This window comes from Anoxybacteroides voinovskiense (assembly GCF_014196205.1).
Lineage (GTDB): Bacteria > Bacillota > Bacilli > Bacillales > Anoxybacillaceae > Anoxybacteroides > Anoxybacteroides voinovskiense.
The window spans coordinates 80167-101499 of the sequence record NZ_JACIDE010000002.1 but is presented as its reverse complement, the minus strand read 5'-3'; the positions used below and the strand labels follow the sequence as shown (position 1 = coordinate 101499).

Annotated in this window: 21 protein-coding genes; 1 reads left to right on the top strand and 20 read right to left on the bottom strand. The window is 45.8% G+C overall.

Features of this window, described 5'->3' with window-relative positions; all coding sequences use genetic code 11:
• Positions 1-5: 5 nt before the first annotated feature.
• Both GGR02_RS01725 and GGR02_RS01720 read right to left on the bottom strand, forming a co-directional pair.
• Positions 6-1670, bottom strand: coding sequence for a DAK2 domain-containing protein (locus GGR02_RS01725; RefSeq protein WP_183183033.1), 1665 nt, complete (start codon positions 1668-1670; stop codon positions 6-8).
• 22 nt (positions 1671-1692) lie between these two features.
• Positions 1693-2055 carry an Asp23/Gls24 family envelope stress response protein gene (locus GGR02_RS01720; RefSeq protein ID WP_066323693.1) on the bottom strand — a complete coding sequence of 121 codons (363 nt, stop codon included), beginning with the start codon at positions 2053-2055 and terminating at the stop codon, positions 1693-1695.
• 231 nt (positions 2056-2286) lie between these two features.
• Here GGR02_RS01720 and rpmB point away from each other — a divergent pair, with 231 nt between their 5' ends.
• A complete protein-coding gene (gene rpmB, locus GGR02_RS01715; RefSeq protein WP_027408176.1) occupies positions 2287-2472 on the top strand; it encodes a 50S ribosomal protein L28 in 186 nt (61 codons plus the stop codon).
• Positions 2473-2516: 44 nt separating this feature from the next.
• Here rpmB and spoVM read toward each other — a convergent pair whose 3' ends face one another.
• From spoVM to GGR02_RS01625, 18 genes are all read right to left on the bottom strand, one after another.
• Positions 2517-2597, bottom strand: coding sequence for a stage V sporulation protein SpoVM (gene spoVM, locus GGR02_RS01710; RefSeq protein WP_062048621.1), 81 nt, complete (start codon positions 2595-2597; stop codon positions 2517-2519).
• Positions 2598-2670: 73 nt separating this feature from the next.
• The gene (locus GGR02_RS01705; RefSeq protein WP_183183032.1) at positions 2671-3315 is read right to left on the bottom strand and encodes a thiamine diphosphokinase; all 645 of its coding nucleotides are present in this window, start codon (positions 3313-3315) and stop codon (positions 2671-2673) included.
• 43 nt (positions 3316-3358) lie between these two features.
• The gene (rpe, locus tag GGR02_RS01700) at positions 3359-4009 is read right to left on the bottom strand and encodes a ribulose-phosphate 3-epimerase (protein ID WP_183183151.1); all 651 of its coding nucleotides are present in this window, start codon (positions 4007-4009) and stop codon (positions 3359-3361) included.
• A gap of 3 nt (positions 4010-4012) precedes the next feature.
• On the bottom strand, positions 4013-4894 hold the full coding sequence (gene rsgA / locus GGR02_RS01695; protein WP_183183031.1) for a ribosome small subunit-dependent GTPase A: 882 nt from the start codon (positions 4892-4894) through the stop codon (positions 4013-4015).
• Positions 4895-4898: 4 nt separating this feature from the next.
• The gene (pknB, locus tag GGR02_RS01690; protein WP_183183030.1) at positions 4899-6839 is read right to left on the bottom strand and encodes a Stk1 family PASTA domain-containing Ser/Thr kinase; all 1941 of its coding nucleotides are present in this window, start codon (positions 6837-6839) and stop codon (positions 4899-4901) included.
• Between the two features lie 5 nt (positions 6840-6844).
• Positions 6845-7594 (bottom strand): Stp1/IreP family PP2C-type Ser/Thr phosphatase, encoded by a 750-nt coding sequence (locus GGR02_RS01685; protein WP_183183029.1) that lies wholly within the window; start codon positions 7592-7594, stop codon positions 6845-6847.
• A 5-nt stretch (positions 7595-7599) separates the two neighbouring features.
• Positions 7600-8685 carry a 23S rRNA (adenine(2503)-C(2))-methyltransferase RlmN gene (gene rlmN, locus GGR02_RS01680; protein WP_183183150.1) on the bottom strand — a complete coding sequence of 362 codons (1086 nt, stop codon included), beginning with the start codon at positions 8683-8685 and terminating at the stop codon, positions 7600-7602.
• Entirely contained in the window at positions 8685-10025 is a 1341-nt protein-coding gene (gene rsmB, locus GGR02_RS01675) for a 16S rRNA (cytosine(967)-C(5))-methyltransferase RsmB (protein ID WP_183183028.1), read from the bottom strand. The genes rlmN and rsmB overlap by 1 nt, the downstream gene beginning before the upstream one ends.
• A complete protein-coding gene (gene fmt, locus GGR02_RS01670; RefSeq protein WP_183183027.1) occupies positions 10018-10965 on the bottom strand; it encodes a methionyl-tRNA formyltransferase in 948 nt (315 codons plus the stop codon). The genes rsmB and fmt overlap by 8 nt, the downstream gene beginning before the upstream one ends.
• A 165-nt stretch (positions 10966-11130) precedes the next feature.
• The gene (locus GGR02_RS01665) at positions 11131-12306 is read right to left on the bottom strand and encodes an RNA-guided endonuclease InsQ/TnpB family protein (RefSeq protein WP_183183026.1); all 1176 of its coding nucleotides are present in this window, start codon (positions 12304-12306) and stop codon (positions 11131-11133) included.
• Between the two features lie 82 nt (positions 12307-12388).
• On the bottom strand, positions 12389-12865 hold the full coding sequence (def, locus tag GGR02_RS01660) for a peptide deformylase (protein WP_183183025.1): 477 nt from the start codon (positions 12863-12865) through the stop codon (positions 12389-12391).
• Between the two features lie 15 nt (positions 12866-12880).
• Positions 12881-15292, bottom strand: a complete 2412-nt coding sequence (gene priA, locus GGR02_RS01655; protein WP_183183024.1) for a primosomal protein N' — start codon at positions 15290-15292, stop codon at positions 12881-12883.
• Positions 15289-16485: a bifunctional phosphopantothenoylcysteine decarboxylase/phosphopantothenate--cysteine ligase CoaBC gene (gene coaBC, locus GGR02_RS01650; RefSeq protein WP_183183023.1), complete on the bottom strand. Its 1197-nt coding sequence runs from the start codon at positions 16483-16485 to the stop codon at positions 15289-15291. The genes priA and coaBC overlap by 4 nt, the downstream gene beginning before the upstream one ends.
• Before the next feature lie 55 nt (positions 16486-16540).
• Positions 16541-16744: a DNA-directed RNA polymerase subunit omega gene (gene rpoZ, locus GGR02_RS01645; protein ID WP_183183022.1), complete on the bottom strand. Its 204-nt coding sequence runs from the start codon at positions 16742-16744 to the stop codon at positions 16541-16543.
• 1 nt (position 16745) lies between these two features.
• Entirely contained in the window at positions 16746-17360 is a 615-nt protein-coding gene (gene gmk / locus GGR02_RS01640) for a guanylate kinase (RefSeq protein WP_183183021.1), read from the bottom strand.
• 14 nt (positions 17361-17374) lie between these two features.
• Complete coding sequence (gene remA, locus GGR02_RS01635; RefSeq protein ID WP_183183020.1) at positions 17375-17638, bottom strand: extracellular matrix/biofilm regulator RemA; 264 nt, start codon at positions 17636-17638, stop codon at positions 17375-17377.
• A 56-nt stretch (positions 17639-17694) separates the two neighbouring features.
• Positions 17695-18570 (bottom strand): YicC/YloC family endoribonuclease, encoded by an 876-nt coding sequence (locus GGR02_RS01630; RefSeq protein WP_183183019.1) that lies wholly within the window; start codon positions 18568-18570, stop codon positions 17695-17697.
• A 66-nt stretch (positions 18571-18636) separates the two neighbouring features.
• Positions 18637-21327 carry a calcium-translocating P-type ATPase, SERCA-type gene (locus tag GGR02_RS01625; RefSeq protein ID WP_183183018.1) on the bottom strand — a complete coding sequence of 897 codons (2691 nt, stop codon included), beginning with the start codon at positions 21325-21327 and terminating at the stop codon, positions 18637-18639.
• Positions 21328-21333: the final 6 nt, after the last annotated feature.

Here is a 21333-nt window from a genome sequence, read left to right as displayed (position 1 = left end):
ACATATTATTCAACCGAAAAGATAAACGGATATAACGGTTGTTCACCGTTATGTACTTCCACTTCCACGTCTGGGTATGTTTCTTCTAAGTAATGGACGATTGCCGCCACTTCTTCTTCGGTCGCGTCTTCTCCATATAATACCGTCGCAAGTTCAGCGTCTTCGTCGATTAACGCTGCAAGCAACTGTTTCGCAACGTTTAATTTATCCTTTTCTGATACGACAATTTTTCCGTCGGCAATGCCCATATAGTCGCCTTCTGCAATTTCGATTCCATCAATCGTCGTATCGCGCACCGCAAACGTTACTTGTCCAGTTTTTACTTGCGATAGTGCTGCGAGCATCGCTTTTTCATTTTGCTCCGCCGCTATGGATGGATTGAACGCTAAAATAGCGGTCATGCCTTGCGGAACTGTTTTCGTCGGAATGACGATGACGCGACTGTCGGCGACCGATGCTGCCTGCTCTGCTGCCATAATAATGTTTTTATTGTTTGGCAAGACAAACACCGTTTCCGCATGAACGCTTTCGATCGCTTTGATGATTTCTTCGGTGCTTGGATTCATCGTCTGCCCGCCTTCAATGACGGCATGTGCTCCGATGCTTTTAAACAATTCGGCAATGCCATTCCCCATCGCAATCGTCACGATTCCGTACGGCTGTTTTTGTTTCGGTTTTGTGTCTGTTTTTGGCTCGTTGACGATATTGGCATGTTGTTCGCGCATGTTTTCAATTTTAATATTTAATAAGCTACCGTAGCGTTGGCCGTATGTTAACACTTCGCCTGGATGCTCTGCATGAATATGGACTTTCACGAGTTCATCGTCTGCAATGACTAGTAACGAATCGCCAAATTGGCTTAACGCTTGCCGGAATGTTTCTTCGGAAAACGGATGCTCACGCAGCTTGTCCGCCTCAAATCGAACCATAAATTCTGTGCAATACCCAAACTCAATCTCATCGGTATGAATATGGCTTTGCACGCTTTTATGATGCTCCGTCTTTACAAGTTCTTCCATGGAAACGGTTTCGGTTTTTAAGTCTTCGACCGCTTCGCCTTTTAATTCTGCTAAAAACCCTTCGTACACATACACTAACCCTTGACCACCGCTATCGACAACGCCGACTTCTTTTAGCACAGGAAGCAAATCAGGCGTACGCGCTAACGATGCTTTTGCTTCTTTCACGACTTCTTCCATCACCGCTACGAGATCAGGCTGTTTTTTCGCGACCGCCACCGCGCGTTTCGCCGCATCTTTCGCAACCGTTAAAATCGTTCCTTCCACCGGCTTCATAACCGCCTTATAAGCAGTGGCAACCCCCGCTTCTAACGCTTCGGCAAACTCTGTGCTTGTAATTGTTTGCTTTCCTTCTACCGCTTTGGCAAATCCACGGAACAATTGGGATAAAATTACACCCGAATTGCCGCGCGCTCCCATTAACAACCCTTTGGCGAGCGCGCCAGCCATTTTTCCGATATGTTCTGACGATTGCGCCTTCACTTCTTTTGCGCCAGAAGTCATCGATAGATTCATGTTCGTTCCTGTATCTCCGTCTGGAACCGGAAAGACGTTGAGCGCATCAACTGCTTTCGCATTGTTTGCTAAATGTTGCGCCCCCTTTACGACCATATTGGCAAACCGTCTTCCGTCTAACGTCCGAATTGTCACCAGTGTATTCCTCCTTACTGTACTACGGGTTCGTGACGCGAACCCCTTGAACATAGATGTTAATCGACTGCACTGCTAACCCTAATGTTTGGTCAAGCGTATATTTCACTTTCGTTTGCACGTTATGAGCCACTTCAGAAATTTTCACACCGTAGCTGACGATAATGTACATATCGATATGCACTTCGCCATTTTCTTCACGGACAATGACACCTTTCGAAAAGTTTTCGCGGCGTAAAATGTCCGAAAGACCATCTTTCCATTGATTTTTTGATGCCATCCCAACGATGCCGTAACAATCTACCGCTGCTCCTCCAGCGATTGTGGCAATTACATCATTCTCTACTTCAATGCGTCCATACTTTGTTTGTAGTTCCATGGACATATCGGGTTCCTCCTTCGGAAATATAGCTACCGCCATTTTACTACACAAGCACCCTTTTTAAAAGTACCCCTTCACCCACTAGTATTATTTAGCCGAAAATATAATCATATGTCAAGGGAATTTTCTTGAAACACTGCACTTGAGCTATTGCAATCTCTTCTTTTGTATGATAAATTATAGTAGTGTTTTTAGCATGCGATGATTTGTTTGGAAAGCAAGGAGGGAAAAAAGATGGCAAAATGCTTTGTAACTGGAAAGAAAAAATCTTTCGGGAACTCTCGTTCACACGCAATGAACGCTAATAAACGTACATGGAAAGCAAACCTTCAAAAAGTGCGCATTTTAGTAGACGGAAAACCAAAACGTGTTTGGGTTTCTGCACGTGCGCTTAAATCAGGAAAAATCGAGCGTGTATAATCCCTACACGAAATAAAAAAGCACCAAAGACTGGTGCTTTTTTATTATCCTTTTTTAAAGGAATTTAACACCGCCCGTACAATTCCGCCGAGAAATTTTGGCAGCTTAATCGTGTAAAACTTCATTCCGATCCCTCCTCAACTATCGTGACGAGCTTCGCTTCTCTAACTAGTATATTCGCCTGACGAAAAATAGTACCTAAACGTCCCCGCCTAAATCTTTGCTTCTTATCATCATTAATATGCCTTCCGTAAACGAAAAAGTACCGGAAGATTGGATGAGTTCATTACTAATACATAGTGTCGAACCAAGCGGAATATGACAATTTGTTAACGGATATTTAAATCCTTTTAGCGTTAAGCCCGTGACGTCAAGAGAAATTGGAACGAACGAAACATACGGATATTCGTTTGCGAAAACGGTGTACGTCCCTGGAAGATGAACGGTGATGGTGTTTTGTTTGTCGACCATTTCGATTCGTTTGTTTATATATTTCACTAATAACTGAACGTTGCCAAATAAATGATCAAGCCGTCCACCAGTCGCACCGAAAAGTCGAATCAGCTCCACATCACGCTGCACTGCCCAGTCTAGCGCAATTTCCATATCCGTTTTGTCTTTTTCCGCCGGCCATATATCTAATTCCAACGCTGTTTGCACGTGTCGGAGTTCCTCTGCATCGAGCGAATCGAAATCGCCGAACGCTTTGACGGGACGTATGCCAGCGTTCAATAATGTCCATACGCCGCGATCGACGCCGACCCACTGAACTTCTTCTCCGTCGTAACGCTGAAAAGAAGGCATGCACTCGTTTGGACCACCGCCGACAATATGAATAATCATCGTTTTCCCTCCTATCGAAAAACGGAAGGCGACTGCCTTCCGTTTAATGATCTCCACGAATTGCCCGAATCGCTGCCGCCCGATCGGTTTCGTTGTAAACAGCGGAACCAGCGACAAGCACGTTCGCCCCTGCTTCGATGCAAAGACGAGCCGTTTGTGCATTTACTCCCCCGTCCACTTCAATTTCCACTTGCAAGTTCCGCTCTTTCACTAATTGGGCGACACGAGTAATTTTCGGGAGCACCGAATGAATAAATGTTTGCCCCCCAAACCCTGGATTTACTGTCATTAACAACACTAAATCGACATCATCTAAAACGTGTTCAATCATCGAAACAGGGGTATGCGGGTTTAAAACGACCCCCGCTTTTACCCGATGTTCTTTTATGAAATGAATCGTTCGATGCAAATGCGGACACGCTTCAACATGAACCGATAAATAGTCAGCGCCCGCTTTTGCAAACGCTGGGATGTATCGGTCAGGCTGTTCAATCATTAAATGGACATCGAGCGGCAATGTTGTCACCGGACGAATCGCCTCTACGACAAGCGGACCGATTGTCATATTTGGCACAAAATGACCGTCCATGACATCGACATGAATATAGTCGGCTCCGCCTCGTTCAACGTCGCGAATTTCTTCTTCTAATTTAGCAAAATTAGCCGATAAAATCGAAGGAGCAATTTTAATCATCATCTAATACCTCGTCTTTCGTTCTTTTATTTCCTCCATAAACCGAACGTAATGGTCATAGCGGTAGGAAGGGATTTCTCCCGCTTCTAGCGCTTTTTTCACCGCACATTTTGGCTCTGCTATATGCATGCAGCCGCGAAACTTGCATTCGTCGCTCCGTTTCACAAACTCCGGAAAACACATAGGGAGCTGCTCTTCTTCGATGTCGTTAAATTCAAGGGCGCTAAATCCAGGTGTATCAGCGACAAGTCCGTCGCCAATTTCGATTAGTTCCACATGCCGTGTCGTATGTTTTCCTCGCCCTAAATGCTGGGAAATATCGTTTGTTTTTAACTGTAAATCCGGACGAATCGCATTTAAAATCGATGATTTTCCTACACCGGATTGACCAGCAAACACGGATGTTTTATTGGCGAAATACGGAAGAAGCTGTTCCACTCCGCTATTCTCCACCGTCGATGTTTGAATGACATCATACCCAATGCGGCGGTAGTCATCGATATACGCTTCAACTAACGGCTTCGTTTTTTCTGTCAATAAATCCATTTTATTGACGACAATGAGTGGGCGAATGTCTTTCGATTCAATGAGCACAAGAAAACGGTCGAGAAGAACGGCACTAAAATCAGGTTCTACCGCAGAAAAAACGAGCACCGCTTGGTCAACGTTAGCAATCGGCGGGCGCACGAGTTCGTTTTTTCGTTCATGTACTTTCATAATGTATCCGTCCGTTGGCGACGTCGCTTCAAAAACGACGTCATCGCCGACAAGCGGCGTTATTTTTTGCGCGCGAAACACTCCTCGTCCGCGGCATTGAACGATTTTCCCTTCGCTAAGTACGTAATAAAATCCGCTTAATGCTTTAATAATTTTTCCTTCTGCCATAGCTTCACTCCTTTTTTTCGTTTGGATACGGAATCGTTCCTTCTTGTTTCACGACATGATTGACAATCACCCGATAGTACGCTTGTCCATTATACGGAATGACAAACTCTACCGTTTCTTTAACCGGTGCTGTCAATCGATACGTCTTATATGGTTTCGTCATATCATGGTTAGCATCTTGAATATACAACTGTGCTTCTATTACTTCTCCATGTTGGTCGGAATCGTATGGAATGTCAATTTCTTTAATGACCGTTTTATTCGGCTTTGGCTCTTGCCCGCGGGAAATAATAACGGTGATCGTATCTCCTTTTTGCAGTTCCGTGTTGGCGCTTGGGAGTTGCGAAATAACGATCCCTTCTGGCACTTGATCGGAATATTCGTGTTTGACGACAACGTTTAACTGTTGCTCTTGGGCATAGTCACGAACGCTTTTTTCCGTATAACCAGTTAAATCTTTTAGCATCACTTTCGGCGTTCCGGCGCTTACCGTAAATTCTACTTCCGTTTCTTCGGGAACGACTTTTTCCCCTGGAGAAGGGAATTGCTCGAGAATCGTTCCTGCCGGTTCTTCGCTATATCGTTCGATGCGGCGAACGATTAAAAAGTGTTCGTTTTTTAATTGCTCTTCGACGGTTGGAAAATCTTGGCCAACATAATCGCCAAATTCAACTTTTTTCTTGCCGATGCTTTTATAAATCGTCACCGCCGTTCCTTCTTTCACCACTTCGCCTGCTTTCGGCTCTGTGCGGACGACGTATCCTTCTTTAATTTCGTCATCTTCCACTTCTTTCGTTTCTTTAATTTCAAACCCAAGCGACGATAACTTGGCGACCGCTTTGTCGTACTCCTCGTTCGTCACGTCGGGAACGGTAATGTCTTTTGGAAAAAACACCGCTGGAACCCAAGTGAACATACTTACCCCGGCAATAGCTACAAGGAGAAGCAGTGCGACAAACCAACTAAGCCATCTCTTTTTCTTTTTTTCTTTTGCTGGCTCTTTTTCTGGCTCATTTCGCTCTTCGCGCACAGTCGTTTTTTCTGCGAATGAATCTTTCATAATCGGTACCGCTTTTGTCGCTTCTTCGTCGTCTGGAATGGTGAATTTGGCTTCATGCAACCGGTCAGGGTTTAAGGCGGTTCGAATGTCTTCGTTCATTTCCTGCACCGATTGATAGCGATAAAACGGGTCTTTTGCTGTCGCCTTTAAAATCACGTTTTCGACGCTTTGTGGAATAGAGGGATTCCACGCTTTTGGCGACGGCGTTTCCGTCTGTAAATGTTTTAGTACAATCGACACCGCTGATTCCCCAGAAAACGGAAGACGACCAGTCAGCAGCTCAAACATGACAATACCAAGCGAATAAATGTCTGATTTTTCGGTCGCCACTCCTCCGCGCGCTTGCTCTGGCGATAAATAATGCACCGAACCAAGTACGGAATTGGTTTGCGTAATCGTCGTTGAACTTAATGCTACCGCGATGCCAAAGTCGGTAATTTTCACTTTTCCATGCTCGTCAATTAAAATATTTTGCGGCTTAATGTCACGATGAATGATTCGATTCGCATGAGCATGCGCAATAGCGGAAGTGAGTTGCTCCATAATATCAAGCGCTTTTGGTACACTTAATGGAGCGTGCTGTTGAATATATTGTTTTAACGTCGAACCGCGCACATATTCCATCACAATATAATAAACGCCTTCGTCTTCGCCAACGTCGTAAATGCTGACGATATTTTCATGGTTTAAGCTTGTTGCTGCCTGCGCTTCCCGACGAAACCGTTTAATAAATTGCTCATCGTTCGCAAAGTCAAAGCGAAGCACTTTAATGGCGACGTCGCGATCTAAAATCATGTCTCTCGCTAAATATACATTAGCCATGCCGCCGCCACCAAGCAAGCTAACGATTTTATACCGTTCGTTTAATCGTTTGCCAATGAGCACGCTCCTCACCCGCTTTCACATTCCGATGAAAATTGTACGATTGCTAACGTAATATTGTCTTCGCCGCCATGCTCATTAGCTAAGCGAACGAGCGTCTCTGCTTTCTCTTTTAACGGTCGGTCCGACATTAAAATATCGGTCATCGTCTGTTCCGATACTTTATTCGATAGCCCGTCCGAACATAAGAGCAATTGATCGTGTGCATCGACGGTAATTGTCTTCATATCTAGCTTTACTTCTTTTTCTGTTCCGAGCGCTCGTAATAACACGTTTTTCCGTGGATGGTGCTCAGCATCTTCTTTGGAAATTTGCCCTGTTTTCACAAGCTCATTTACAAGCGAATGGTCTTCGGTAATTTGTTGAAATCCGTGCTGGTTTAAAATATAACAGCGGCTGTCGCCAATGTGACCAATCGTCGCGAATTGCTCGGTGCAAATGGCGCTTACAATCGTCGTTCCCATTCCTTGGCATTCTTCATGCTGTAACGAATGGTCAAATAATAGACGGTTAATAGTAGCAATATGCTCTTTTAACCATTGCTCTGCTTTGTCAGGAGAAACGATGTTTTCCGTTTCTTCCCATTCTTTTTTCAAGTAGGCAATCGTCATTTCGCTCGCGACATCGCCTGCTCGATGACCGCCCATGCCGTCGGCAACAACCGCTAAATAATAACCGTCTTTATTTTGAAAAATGCCGCCACAGTCTTCATTGTGTAAACGAATTTTTCCAATATCCGTTTGGAAAACAGCGTCCATCGGTTTCACCTCGTCTCTTCTTTTCGCTCCTTCGCGCGAAGCTGCCCGCATGCTGCATCGATGTCGTGCCCTTGTTCGCGGCGAATCGTTACATTAATTCCGTGTTTTTTCAGCGTTCGTTCAAACGCAAAAATTTGTTCGCGCGGCGTTCGAACGTAGTTGCGTTCTGGGACGTAGTTCACGGGAATTAAGTTGACATGGCACTTGAGTCCTTTTAACAGGGCGGATAATTGTTCGGCGTGCTCGATTTGATCGTTGACGCCACCGAATAAGCCGTATTCAAACGTGACGCGCCGACCTGTTTTTTCGATGTAGTAGCGTACCGCTTCCATTAGTTTCGGGAGCGGATATGCTTTGTTAATGGGCATTAATTTCGTGCGCAATTCCGTTGTCGGTGCGTGCAAGGAAATGGCAAAATTAATTTGCATTCCTTCTTCCGCGAACTGATAAATTTTCGGAATAATGCCACTCGTCGACACGGTAATATGACGGGCACCGATATGCAGCCCTTTCGGATGGTTGACAATTTTTAAAAATTTGATGAGTTCGTCGTAGTTGTCAAACGGCTCGCCAATTCCCATGACGACGATGCTGTCGACGCGCTCATTTTGCTCATCTAACGCTTTTTGTACGTTGACCACTTGGGCGACAATTTCGCCTGCTTCTAAATGGCGCTTCAATCCGCCGAGCGTCGAGGCGCAAAACGTACAGCCGATGCGGCAACCGACTTGGGTCGTGACGCAAATCGAATTGCCGTAGTCGTGGCGCATGAGCACCGTTTCAATCGAATAGCCGTCATGCAGCTCAAATAAAAATTTCATCGTTCCGTCTTTCGATGTTTGTTGCACAAGTGTTTTTAGCGTTGTAATCGTAAACTGCTCGGCTAGTTTTTCGCGCAAGCTTTTTGGGATGTTTGTCATGTCTTCAAACGATATGATTCGTTTCCCGTATAGCCATTCATAGATTTGTGTCGCCCGAAACGGCTTTTCTCCATGCTCCACCATCCAATCTTGCAACTGTTCGAGTGTAAGCGAATAAATGGATGGCAAATACGTTTTCGTTTCGTTTGATCCTGCTGTTTTTTCCAATATTACCCCTTCTTTCGTAATGATGCGATAAAAAATCCGTCGGAATCGACATGATGCGGCAATAACAATAGCTTGCCGCCTTTGACATATGGGCGGACTATTTCTGGCATTCTTTCTTGCAACGTATCATCAAGCACAAATTCCGGATGCTTTTGCAAAAAAGTGTCCACGACTGCGTCGTTTTCGTCACGGTCGATTGTACATGTGCTGTACACAAGCGTACCTCCAGCCTTTAACAATGGTGCTGCTGCCATTAAAATATCGAGTTGTAATGAAGAAAGCGCCGGCAAGTCAGCTTCTGTTTTCGCATATTTAATTTCCGGCTTGCGGCGAATGACGCCAAATCCAGAACAAGGCGCGTCCACTAAAATTTTGTCAAATGACGACTCAGCAAAATAGTCGCGAACATGGCGGCTATCGAGCGCCCGCGCTGTAACGTTTTCGAGCTTTAACCGCTTCGCCTGTTCATTAATTAACTTTACTTTATGGTCATGAATATCAAGCGCGATGACTTCTCCTGTTCCGTGCATTCGTTCAGCAAGATGCGTCGCTTTTCCGCCAGGGGCAGCACAACTATCAAGTACTCGTTCACGGTCGCTTGGGTTTAGCGCGGCTGCAACGAGCATTGAACTTTCGTCTTGAATGGTGATGTAGCCATCGCGAAACATGGCGGTATTCGCTAAGTTTCCTTTTTTCGCTTTCACCGCTTCTTTCGCCACTTCGCCGCGCACGACGTCGACGCCTTCTTCCGCTAGTTTTTCTATCGCTTCTTCGACCGTTATTCTTGCGGTATTGACGCGAGCCGTTTGTTTTGGCGGCAATAAATTCGCTTCACATATTTTTTTTGTCGTATCGAACCCGTATTGCAACACCCAGCGGTTCACGAGCCAATGTGGATGGCTTGTCGCAACCGAAAGCCGCTCTACCTCGTCCTCGATTGCCGCAAGCGGCGGGACACCTTCGCGCTGAATCGCGCGCAATACGCCATTTACCATTGACGCGATGCCGCGATGGCCGCGCTTTTTGGCGATTTCTACCGCTTCAAAAATGACGGCACGGTCCGGGACGCGATCTAAATATAGCATTTGATAAAGCGACAACCGAAGCAAAATGCGCACCCACGGTTGCAGTTTCCGCGCTTTTTGCAGAAACGGGCGCAAATAATAGTCGAGCGTGTCACGGCGTTGGATGGTGCCGTACATAATTTCTGTCAATAGCCCCTTATCTTTTTCCGACAGCGGTTCTGTGCGCAACAGTTGATTGAGCAACAAATGGCTATATGCTTTTTTTTCTTCGACTGCTAAAAGCGCTTCAAGCGCTATTTCTCGTGCGTTTTTACTCATTGTCATCTCCTAGCTTTTTCCCAATCATAATGTCAGCGCCGAGCAAAAATTGCGCTGCGCTCATTCGTTTTTTGCCGGACGGCTGCAATTCGGTAATTTTAATGGCCGTTTCATTGCCTGTCGCAACGACGATACCATCGCGTTCTACAGCGATAATCGTTCCTGGTTCAGCGTTTGTTTGTGCTGCGACTTTTTCTCCCCACCAAATTTTCCACACTTGCCCTTCGTATGTTGTATAGGCGACCGGCCACGGATGTAAGCCGCGAATGTGGTTGTAAATCGTTTCGCCTGTTTTTGTCCAATCGATTTTTTCTTGTTCCCGCTTAATATTTGGCGCAAACGTTGCCTTTTCCTCTGCTTGCGGAATCGGCGTAATTTTTCCGGCAAGCAATAAAGGAATCGTTTCCGATAATAGTTTCGCGCCTGCTGTACTTAATTTGTCGTGAAGCGTACCGACCGTATCTGTTTCTGTAATCGGCACTTCCACTTGCGTCAACATATCGCCGGCATCGAGCTTTTCGACCATATACATAATGGTAATGCCCGTCTTTGTTTTTCCTTGCAAAATCGCATAATGAATCGGTGCACCGCCGCGCAATTCCGGCAACAATGACGCATGGACGTTAATGCAGCCGTACGATGGCGCTTCAAGCAATTCTTTCGGCAAAATTTGCCCGAACGCAGCCGTCACGATTAAATCAGGCTTCAGTGCAAGCACTTGCTCGTATTGTTCTTTTTCGCGAATTTTTGTTGGCTGCAATACCGGGATGCCATGTTTTTCCGCTTCCACTTTCACTGGTGGCGGCGTTAGTTCTTTTTTGCGTCCTTTTGGTTTATCGGGCTGTGTAACGACACCGACGACATTATAGCCGTCGTGAATGAGTTGTTGGAGCACCGGAACAGCAAAATCCGGTGTTCCCATAAAAACAATTCGCACCATACGTATCTATCCGTTACAGAAAACTTACAAGACTTTATAAGAAACCTATAAAAGTCTATGTTTCCTTCCTTGTTCATCGCGCCCGATTTCGCGAAAAGCTACTCTCGTTTCCTTGGCGCTCCGAAGGCTTCACTTCCCCACTAACGTATGGGTACATGTTGTGCTTTACTTAGCATAGTTTTTCAAGTTGATGCTCGCGTTGAGGTCGCGATCCATTTCTATCCCGCAAGCTTCACAGCGATACGTCCGTTCGGATAGAGAAAGCTTCTCTTTTACATGACCGCAACAGCTGCACATTTTGCTTGACGGATAAAAACGATCCGCCACGATCAACTCGATACTATGCCATGCACATTTGTACGTCATTTGCCGCTTGAACTCGTGGAATGTTTGTTGTTGAATCGCTTTCGATAGCTTCCGATTCTTTAACATGCCGATTGTATTCAAGTCTTCCATCACGACATACGCTGGCTTGGTTTTCACCAACGTCGTTGTGATGTGGTGGGTATAGTTTAGCTGGATATTTTTTAGCCTTCGGCGTTTTTTCAAAACAAGGAATTCATATTTCTTGATGTTTTCCGTTTTTCTGTAACGGAATTCACCTCCTTCGATTTGGATTTTGTTCATTTCATATTTTCGCGATATTTTTCTTTGCATTCGTTTGATTTGTTTTTCAAGTTTTTTCACTTGAGGCATGTGATGGATGTTAGGAAATGTCATCCCACTGCTGACGGTAGCGAACGATTTTATCCCTAAATCAATGCCGATGCCTTCGCTGTACGTTTCGTGTTTCACTTCCCCTTCCTCTACGCCGACCGTTAAAAACCAGTTCATTCCGTCAAACACGATGCGCGGATTGACATACTTTATATTTGCACCGTGAGGAATACGACCTCGTTCCGCCAAACGTATCCAATTGAATGTCTGTTTCTTTTTCTTTTTGGAAGGGGTGAGTTTTTCTAATTTCACGTGCGTGTCGGTCACTTTGATTTTGGCGGTGTCTTGATAAAAACTTGGGCGTGTTCGCTTTTTTGTTTTAAACTTCGGAAACTTCGCCCATCCTTCGAAAAAGTTTTTGTAGGCTTGACACGCATCTTTAATTGCTTGTTTTGTGATGTTGTTTGAGAATTGATTGAGCCAACTGTACTCTTTCGTTTGTTTAAGCTGCGTTAACCTTTTTCTTAGTTCGCCATCACTCAAAAATTGACCACCTTGTTTATAATTTTCTTGTTGTTGCGCTAATGCAAAGTTATACGCCCATCTGGCAACACCTGCGCATTGAAAAAGCTTCGTCTTTTGCTTATTGTTGGGCAGAAGCATGACTTTGTACGTGCGAATCATCTTCTCCCAGCCCCTTTTTGACTTTTTTCACATAAAATGATCGTCAGATTTTTATAAATATTTATACATTTATCATTAACAGTCAAAAACCTTCCAATTCTTCTGATTCGTAATATCGAATGACTTTTGTCGTAAATAAAACGCCATGCAAATGGTCGATTTCATGTTGCAACGCCCGCGCTAAAAAGCCTGTCGCTTCGAGCGTAAACACGCGACCGTGCCGATTTTGCGCGCGCACTTTTACGTATTCCGCTCGGCTGACATCCCCAAATAGCCCTGGAAAACTTAAACATCCTTCCGGGCCAATTTGTTCGCCGCGCGCTTCTAAAATGACGGGATTGATTAACTCCATTCGACCGTGTTCATCGCCAATATCGACAATGGCGATTTGCTTGGCGATGCCGACTTGCGGAGCGGCTAAGCCAACGCCGTCCGCTTCTAGCATCGTGTCGTACATGTCGTTTAGTAGTTTGACAAGCGAGCGGTCAAATTGTGTGACTTTTTCACATACGGTTTCTAATATTTCTGCTGGATACGTAACTATCGTTAGTTTCGCCAAAATGATTCCTCCAATTTACATCATCATATACGGGTTGGTGTCAATCGTCAGCTGCAACTCTCCCTGGGAGATATCTTGCTGGTAGCGGTCAATCACGTTTTTTAACACAGCAGTAATCGCCTCCCGCTTGTATTTTATCATGCATTGGTAACGATATCTATCATGGAGCCGCGCAATTGGCGAAGCGACCGGTCCGAGGATGACCGCTTCTTTTGACAATTGGCTGCGCACGTATGCCGCAATTTTTTCTGTCACCGCTACGGCTTTTGTTATTTCTGGATGCGAAACGGTGATAAGGGTTAAATAGTAAAACGGCGGATAGCCGTGTCGCTTGCGAACGAACATTTCTTTTTGATAAAACGTTTCATAATCGTGGCAAGCGGCTAATTCAATGCTGTAATGATCCGGTGTATACGTTTGAATGACAACTTCTCCTGGCAAGTGATGCCGACCCGCTCGTCCGCTCACTTGCGTTAATAGTTGAAACGTTTTTTCGCAGGCGCGAAAATCCGGAAGGTGGAGCATCGTATCTGCCGTTAATACACCAACTAACGTCACCTTCGGAAAATCGAGCCCTTTGGCAATCATTTGGGTGCCAAGCAAAATGTCCGCTTTCCCTTCACCGAAAGCAGAAAGTAACTGTTCGTGCGCCCCTTTTCGGCTCGTCGTGTCGACATCCATCCGAATGACGCGCGCTTGCGGCAGCAATTTCGTTAATTCCTCTTCCACTTTTTGTGTTCCTGCTCCAAAAAAGCGAATGTGTTCGCTTGTACACGACGGGCAACGCGAAGCAACGTGCTCTTCGTAGCCGCAATAATGGCATTTTAGCCGCTGCTGCACGCGGTGGTACGTAAGCGAAATATCGCAGTGCGGACAACGGATCACATACCCACAATCTCGGCACATGACAAACGTAGAATAGCCGCGCCGATTTAAAAAGAGCACCGCTTGTTCCCCTTTTTGTAGACGGTCTTGTAATTTTTCAAATAGCGACCGCGAAAACATTGAACGGTTGCCGCTCCGCAACTCTTCACGCATATCGATAATGTTGACCGTCGGCAAGCCGTTTTCGCTCATCCGTTTTTGCAACGTCAACAGACGATACACCCCTTTTTTCGCGCGAGCAAACGATTCGAGCGATGGGGTGGCGCTGCCAAGCACAACTGGGCACTGATGAAAGCGCGCGCGGTAAATAGCGACATCGCGAGCGTGATAGCGCGGCGTTTCTTCTTGTTTATAGCTTGCTTCATGTTCTTCATCAATAATAATCATGCCTAAGTTTTCAAACGGAGCAAAAATCGCCGAGCGGGCACCGACGACAAGTTTTACTTCTTTTCGTTGAATTTTCCGCCATTCGTCGTATTTTTCCCCAACGGAAAGACCGCTGTGAAGCACAGCGACTTGCGAGCCGAACCGCCCTTTAAAACGCTCGACCATTTGCGGCGTAAGCGAAATTTCTGGAACGAGAACGATCGCTTCTTTCCCACGGGCTAACACTTCTTCAATCGCCTGCATATATACTTCTGTTTTGCCGCTGCCCGTCACTCCATACAGCAAAAAGACGTGATGCTCATTTTTTCGCACACTGTCAACAATGGCATCTAGTGCTTGTTGTTGTTCGTTCGTTAGCGAAAGCGGCACGGTTTTCGCAAAATGGCGCTGTTCATACGGGTCGCGATACGTTTCGACTTCATATTCGCGAACGATTCCTTTATCGATAAGTGCCTTGACTGCCGCGTGCGACGCGTTGCTTTGCTCGAGCGCTTCTTTCAGTGGTAACCCTTTTTGTGCCGATACTAACAGCTCAAGTAGTCGCCTTTGTTTAGTGGCATTTGCCGGAAGCGACCGGAGCGCTTCGCCGCACTGCTCTTTTGTAAGCGTGCAGGCGATATATTTCACCATTTTTTTCGACCCTTTTTCTTTCACGTGGTAAACGACTTCTAAATATCCGTTTTGAATGTCTTTTTGCAAGCGTGAAAGGACGGTTGTTTCGTCGATTTCTTTCCACAACAGCGCCGAGCGGTTGGCAAACAGCGGCTGGACGCTCGGGTGCAATTTTTGGCGATACGCTTCGTCAACGAGCCGAATTTCTTTTTCATACTTTGCTTTCATCGCTGCCGGAAGCATCGCTTGGTAGGCAGAAATAGCAAAGCAAAGCGTCGTTTCTGTTAAATATTTTCCCAGCTGCAACAGCTCCTCGTTTAAAACTGGGGTGACGTCTAACATGGCTTCGATCGGTTTAAGCGACTTTGCTTCTGAATGCGTTTTAATGTCGACAACAAATCCTTGCAGTCGTCTTGCGCCGAACGGAACAGTGACACGCATCCCCACTTGTAGCACATCTTCCCATTTTGCAGGAATTTCATAATCAAACGGTCGGTCGGTTTGCCGCGCTGGAACATCGACAATGACAGAGGCAATTTTCACTGAAGTTCCTCCGCAATCACTTTTAAAATTTCTTCCGCCACTTGCTTTTTCGCTAGCAGTGGAAGAGAAATGACCGACCCGTCCCGTTTAAAAATGGTGACAATGTTCGTATCCCCAGCAAATCCTGCCCCTTCTTGCGCGACGTTGTTGGCAACAATCATATCTAAGTTTTTGCTTTCTAGTTTCTTTCGAGCGTATTGCTCGACGTGTTCCGTTTCTGCTGCAAATCCGACTAAAAATTGTGTCGTTTTTTGCTCGCCAAGCGTTTTTAAAATATCAATCGTTCGCTCTAATTCAATCACTAAATCACCCGGCTGTTTTTTCATTTTTTCTTGAAATACATATTTCGGGCGATAATCCGCCACTGCCGCCGATTTAATGACAATGTCTGTATACGGAAAATATTTCATCACTTCTTCGTACATTTGCTGCGCTGATTCAATGCGGATTGTTTTCACACGTGCTGGTGCTGGCAAGTTCGTTGGCCCAGAAATGAGTATCACTTCCGCCCCTAATGCGGCGGCAGCTTCGGCAATCGCATAGCCCATTTTTCCTGTCGACCGGTTCGTAAAAAAGCGGACAGGATCGATTTTTTCCCGCGTCGGTCCTGCGGTGACGAGCACTTTTTTTCCTTTTAAAAGTTGGGAAGACGGAGAAAAATAATGTTCGATGGCAGCGATAATCGTCTCTGGTTCTTCCAACCTTCCTTTTCCGACATATCCGCATGCCAAATGCCCTTCCGCTGGTTCAATAAACCGGTAGCCAAAACGAATCAGTTTTTCAATATTTTCTTGAACTGCTGGATGCTCGTACATATGAACGTTCATCGCTGGGGCAATCCATACAGGTGCCGTTGTGGCAAGCAGCGTTGTCGTTACCATATTGTCAGCGATTCCGTTGGCGAGCTTCCCGATCGTATTGGCCGTTGCCGGTGCGACTAAGACAAGATCGGCCCAATCGGCTAAATCAATATGGGCGATGACCGCTGCCTGCTTTTCTTCAAACGTATCAATATAAACGTCATGGCGTGATAACGCTTGAAACGTCAGCGGCGTAACAAATTTGCAAGCCGCTTCGCTCATGAGGACTTTCACGTTCGCTCCCCGCTGCGTTAATTTGCTTGTTAACGCAGCTGCTTTATAAACGGCAATCCCGCCAGTGACACATAATAAAATATTTTTTCCTTGAACCATGCGCGACGCTCCCCTTTCACTTTTTGTAAAAAAATAACAACCTAAACGTAGGTTGTTATTTCTCTTCTTTTATTAGTTCGATATGACCGGCAGCAATCTCCTCTAACGCTTTTCCAACGAATTTTTTCGATACTGGTTTTTCAATCGTTAAATCATCCTCGTTTTCTTGCAGTTGGCGTGCCCGTTTCGCCGCAACACTTACAAGCGTATATTTTGAGTCTAGCTTTTCCATTAATAAGTCGATGGAAGGATACAACATGCTACTCAACCTCCAGCATTTTTTTATAGCGTTGCGCTACGCGTTCGCGCTTGCAATGTTCTGCAACGACAATCGCTTTAATGCGTTCGCACGCTAGTTCAACTTCATCATTTTCGACGACATAGTCGTACGCATCCATCATTTCAAGTTCTTCTTTCGCTGCTTTCATGCGATCGTTAATTAATTCTTCCGATTCGGTTCCTCTCGTGACAATGCGATTTTTCAATTCGTTTAAGCTCGGTGGCGCTAGGAAAATAAACAGCCCTTCCGGAAACGCTTTGCGCACTTGCAGCGCCCCTTGTACTTCGATTTCTAAAAATACGTCTTTTCCTTCTTGTAGTGTTTTTTCGACGTAGTCAATCGGTGTGCCGTAATAGTTACCGACGTATTCCGCCCATTCGAGCAACTTGTTTTCGCGAATCATTTGTTCAAACTCTTCGCGCGTTTTAAAGAAGTAATCGACACCGTCTATTTCGCCTTCGCGCGGTTTTCGTGTCGTTACCGAAATGGAATAATGCAAATTAATGTCCGGTTGCGAAAATAACGCTTTGCGCACTGTTCCTTTTCCGACACCAGATGGTCCTGACAATACGATTAATAGTCCTCGTTCACACATAAACGCCTAAAACCCTACCCTTCTTCTGATAAATCGTCACGTCCGTACAGCCGATGGGCAACCGTTTCCGGCTGTACGGACGATAAAACGACGTGGTCGCTATCCATAATAATGACTGCACGTGTTCGTCTGCCGTGCGTCGCATCGATTAATTTTCCGCTCTCGCGCGCCTCTTGCACAATCCGCTTAATCGGCGCAGAATCTGGGCTAACGATTGAGATAATGCGGGAAGCTGAAACCATATTGCCGTAGCCAATATTGATTAATTTAATCCCCACGAACGTTCCACCTGCCATAAAATTTATTGTTGCCGCAACTTCCTCACAATAAACAGTTATTCTATATTTTGCACTTGTTCTTTCACCTTTTCAAGCGCGCTTTTCATTTCAACGACTTGTAAGGCGATGCGGCCGTCATTTGCTTTTGCGCCAATCGTGTTCATTTCGCGGTTTAACTCTTGCACTAAAAAATCAAGTTTTCGTCCGACCGTTCCTGCTTGCTGCAACGTATGTTCTATCTGCTCAATATGGCTACGAATACGCGTTAGTTCTTCATTAATATCTGCCTTTTCTGCCAATATCGCGACTTCTGTTAAAAGACGCGTTTCGTCAATTGCCCCTTGCACCCATTCGTTCATTCGCTTCATAAGCCGAGTGCGGTATTGTTCTGCCACTTCTTTCGCGAATTGATGGACGTTTTGCACACAACGTGCAATGACTGAAAGCTGTTCTTGAATATCGCGAGTGAGCGCCTCTCCTTCTTTTTCCCGCATCATTTTTAGCTGCTTAGCCGCTTCTTCTGTCGCCGTTAGAAGAAGCTGTTCTACTTCTTCATTTCCCGTTTCTTCCTCGATAACTTCAACTACTCCTTCGAGCTGAAACAACTGCTCTAACGTCACACGGTCTTGCAACGTAAAGCGAGCAGCGGCTTCTTTTAGCTGCTCATAGTAATCGTTTAGCAACTGCCAATCGACGTGCAGCTTCCGTTTCGTCCATCCTTCTCCTTCAATCGTAATAAATACTTCGACTCTTCCTCTTTGCACGTACTGTGAAATCACTTTTTTTATTTTATCCTCAAAGATTAACAGTTGTCTAGGGAGACGAATAGAAATTTCACAAAAGCGATGATTCACTGATTTCATTTCGACGGTTACGCTCATGCGTTCTGTCGTCTGTTTGCTTCGTCCAAAACCTGTCATGCTACATACCATGTTATCACTTCCATTGCACGTCTTCGAAAAGAAAAGGTCATAGGAAATTCCCTATCACCTTGCATATTATAACATATTTATCCGCGATTTTCTTGCAAAAAACGAACCGGCAAATAAAAATGTCGGTAATGCCGAGAGTCCGACAATGAGCAACCAGTCAACGAACGCAAGCGGAACGGTATGAAATACACTTTGCAGCGGCGGATAATAAATGACCACCAACAGCAACAACACCGATAACAGTACCGCACCAACAAGGTATAGGTTGCCAAACGGATTACGATCTAAAATAGAACGCTCACAGCGGCAGTCAAAGACGTGAATCAACTGCGCCATTACTAATGTCGCAAACGCTGCCGTCTGCGCATATACAAGGTTTTCTCCGCTGCGTTCATAAACGGCCATAAACGCTGCAAGCGTCACAACCCCGATGACAAAGCCGCGGCTGACGATTTTCCAGCCGAGCCCGCGGGCAAATACACCTTCTTTCGGATGGCGCGGCTTTCGTTTCATCACGTTTTCTTCTGCTTTATCTAATCCAAGCGCCAACGCCGGCAGTCCGTCTGTGACAAGGTTGACCCATAAAATTTGAATCGGCACGAGCGGCAGCGGCAATGCAAGCAACATCGCAAACAACATCACTAAAATTTCGCCGACATTGGAGGCAAGCAAATAACGAATAAATTTGCGAATATTTTCGTAAATATTTCTTCCTTCATGAATAGCGGCTTGAATCGTAGCAAAATTGTCATCCAGTAAAACAAGCGCTGCCGCTTCTTTTGCTACATCCGTTCCCGATTTTCCCATGGCAACGCCGATATCTGCCGATTTAATCGCTGGGGCGTCATTGACGCCGTCGCCGGTCATCGCAACGATATGTCCTTTTCGCTGCAGCGCCTTCACAATTTTTAGTTTATGCTCTGGTGAGACACGAGCAAATACGTAAATATCATCGACTACTTCTTCGAGTTCATCAACGGAAAGCCGAGAGAGCGTCGCACCATCCATCACTTTTCCGTTCGGGGGCAAAATGCCGAGCTGTTTCGCGATTGCTTTTGCAGTTAACACATGGTCGCCGGTAATCATGACCGTTTTAATACCTGCTTCTTTGCATTGCTGTATCGCTTTTTTCACTTCCGGGCGCGGCGGGTCAATCATTCCTTCGACACCGACAAAAATAAGCGTATTTTCCGCCTCTTTTTCCGTTATGATTCGCTCGTGAGCACCAATCGGGCGATACGCGATAGCAATTGTACGCAACGCTTTATTTGCCATTGTTTGGATTACTTCTTGTACCGTTTTTCGCCAAGCAGACGTCATTGGCTGTTCGCGTCCGTTCCAGTTGATGCGGTCACATCTTTCTAAAAGGACATCCGGTGCCCCTTTTGTGATGATAAAGCGGCGACCGCTTCGATCTTTGACGATGACCGTCATCATTTTTCGTTCAGAGTCAAACGGGAATTCTTGTTCAATGGTAAATTCAGCTTCAAGACGTTCTTTTGTAAAACCGGCTTTCATGGCCACAACGAGCAGTGCCCCTTCGGTCGGGTCGCCGTCGATGTAACGGCGGTGGTTTTTTTCTTTTAATTGCGCGTTGTTGCAAAGCGCACCGAACGTTACTAGTTGCTGCAGCATCGCTTCTTTTTTCATATCAATAGGGCGATCGTGCTCATAAAACGTACCGCTCGTTTCTAGCCCTGTTCCGCTTACCGTCCATGTTTTTCCGCTCGCCCATAGATGCGTGACGGTCATCGTATTTTCTGTCATCGTTCCCGTTTTGTCTGAACAAATGACCGAGGCGCATCCTAACGTCTCTACCGCTGGAAGTTTGCGAACGATCGCATTTTTCTTAATCATGCGCTGCACGCCAAGCGCTAACGCGATTGTTACAATCGCCGGCAATCCTTCTGGAATGGCAGCAACTGCAAGCGATACCCCTGCCAAAAACATTTCGTACAACTCGTGTCCTTGCATCACGCCGACGACAACGACAAGAAACGTAAGCAACAGCGCGACAACGATCAAAATTTTCCCAAGTTGTTCTAGTTTGCGCTGCAGTGGGGTCGTTACCGTTTCTGCTTCTTGCAGAAGGTTCGCGATTTGCCCCATCGCTGTTTTCATGCCGGTCGCAATGACGATGCCGATGCCGCTTCCACGCGTTACTAGCGTCCCCATAAACGCCATGTTATGTAAATCACCAATCGTCGCATGTTCATTCGTCAGCGGAGCGGCTACTTTATTAGTTGGTACTGACTCCCCCGTGAGCGCTGATTCTTCGATTTCTAACCCTTTGGCGTCGATGAGCCGGACGTCTGCGCCGATTCGGTCACCGCTTGAAAATTTAATCACGTCGCCGACAACAAGTTCTTGAGAACGCACCTTTACCCATTCGCCGTCTCGCAAAACGGTCGCTTGTGGGGCAGATAACTGTTTCAACGCCTCCAGTGATTTTTCCGCCCGCCGTTCTTGAAAAAAACCTAAGCAGGCGTTCATAACGACGATGACGATAATGGCGACCGCATCGACGTATTCGCCAAGAAAGCCGGAAATAACGGTTGCCACAAGTAACACGAGCACCATAAAATCTTGAAACTGGTGAAGAAACAATAAAAGTGCGGATTGTTGTTTCGCTTCTTTTAACTTATTTTCCCCGAACCGTTTCAACCGTTTTTTCGCTTCCTCTGTCGTTAACCCTGTTGTTACGTTCGTGCTCGTTTCTTTCGCCACATCGTTTGGTGCAAGCGTATGCCACTGCATGTCTTT

Coding starts and splice junctions, on each gene's coding strand:
- rsgA (WP_183183031.1), bottom strand. CDS start 4,894: ATGGCAGAAGGAAAAATTATTAAAGCATTAAGCGGATTTTATTACGTA.
- rpe (WP_183183151.1), bottom strand. CDS start 4,009: ATGATTAAAATTGCTCCTTCGATTTTATCGGCTAATTTTGCTAAATTA.
- GGR02_RS01685 (WP_183183029.1), bottom strand. CDS start 7,594: ATGGACGCTGTTTTCCAAACGGATATTGGAAAAATTCGTTTACACAAT.
- GGR02_RS01720 (WP_066323693.1), bottom strand. CDS start 2,055: ATGTCCATGGAACTACAAACAAAGTATGGACGCATTGAAGTAGAGAAT.
- GGR02_RS01625 (WP_183183018.1), bottom strand. CDS start 21,327: ATGCAGTGGCATACGCTTGCACCAAACGATGTGGCGAAAGAAACGAGC.
- gmk (WP_183183021.1), bottom strand. CDS start 17,360: ATGTGTGAACGAGGACTATTAATCGTATTGTCAGGACCATCTGGTGTC.
- spoVM (WP_062048621.1), bottom strand. CDS start 2,597: ATGAAGTTTTACACGATTAAGCTGCCAAAATTTCTCGGCGGAATTGTA.
- rpoZ (WP_183183022.1), bottom strand. CDS start 16,744: ATGTTGTATCCTTCCATCGACTTATTAATGGAAAAGCTAGACTCAAAA.
- GGR02_RS01705 (WP_183183032.1), bottom strand. CDS start 3,315: ATGATTATTCATATTGTCGGCGGTGGTCCAAACGAGTGCATGCCTTCT.
- GGR02_RS01665 (WP_183183026.1), bottom strand. CDS start 12,306: ATGATTCGCACGTACAAAGTCATGCTTCTGCCCAACAATAAGCAAAAG.
- fmt (WP_183183027.1), bottom strand. CDS start 10,965: ATGGTGCGAATTGTTTTTATGGGAACACCGGATTTTGCTGTTCCGGTG.
- rpmB (WP_027408176.1), top strand. CDS start 2,287: ATGGCAAAATGCTTTGTAACTGGAAAGAAAAAATCTTTCGGGAACTCT.
- rsmB (WP_183183028.1), bottom strand. CDS start 10,025: ATGAGTAAAAACGCACGAGAAATAGCGCTTGAAGCGCTTTTAGCAGTC.
- coaBC (WP_183183023.1), bottom strand. CDS start 16,485: ATGGTTCAAGGAAAAAATATTTTATTATGTGTCACTGGCGGGATTGCC.
- GGR02_RS01630 (WP_183183019.1), bottom strand. CDS start 18,570: ATGGTATGTAGCATGACAGGTTTTGGACGAAGCAAACAGACGACAGAA.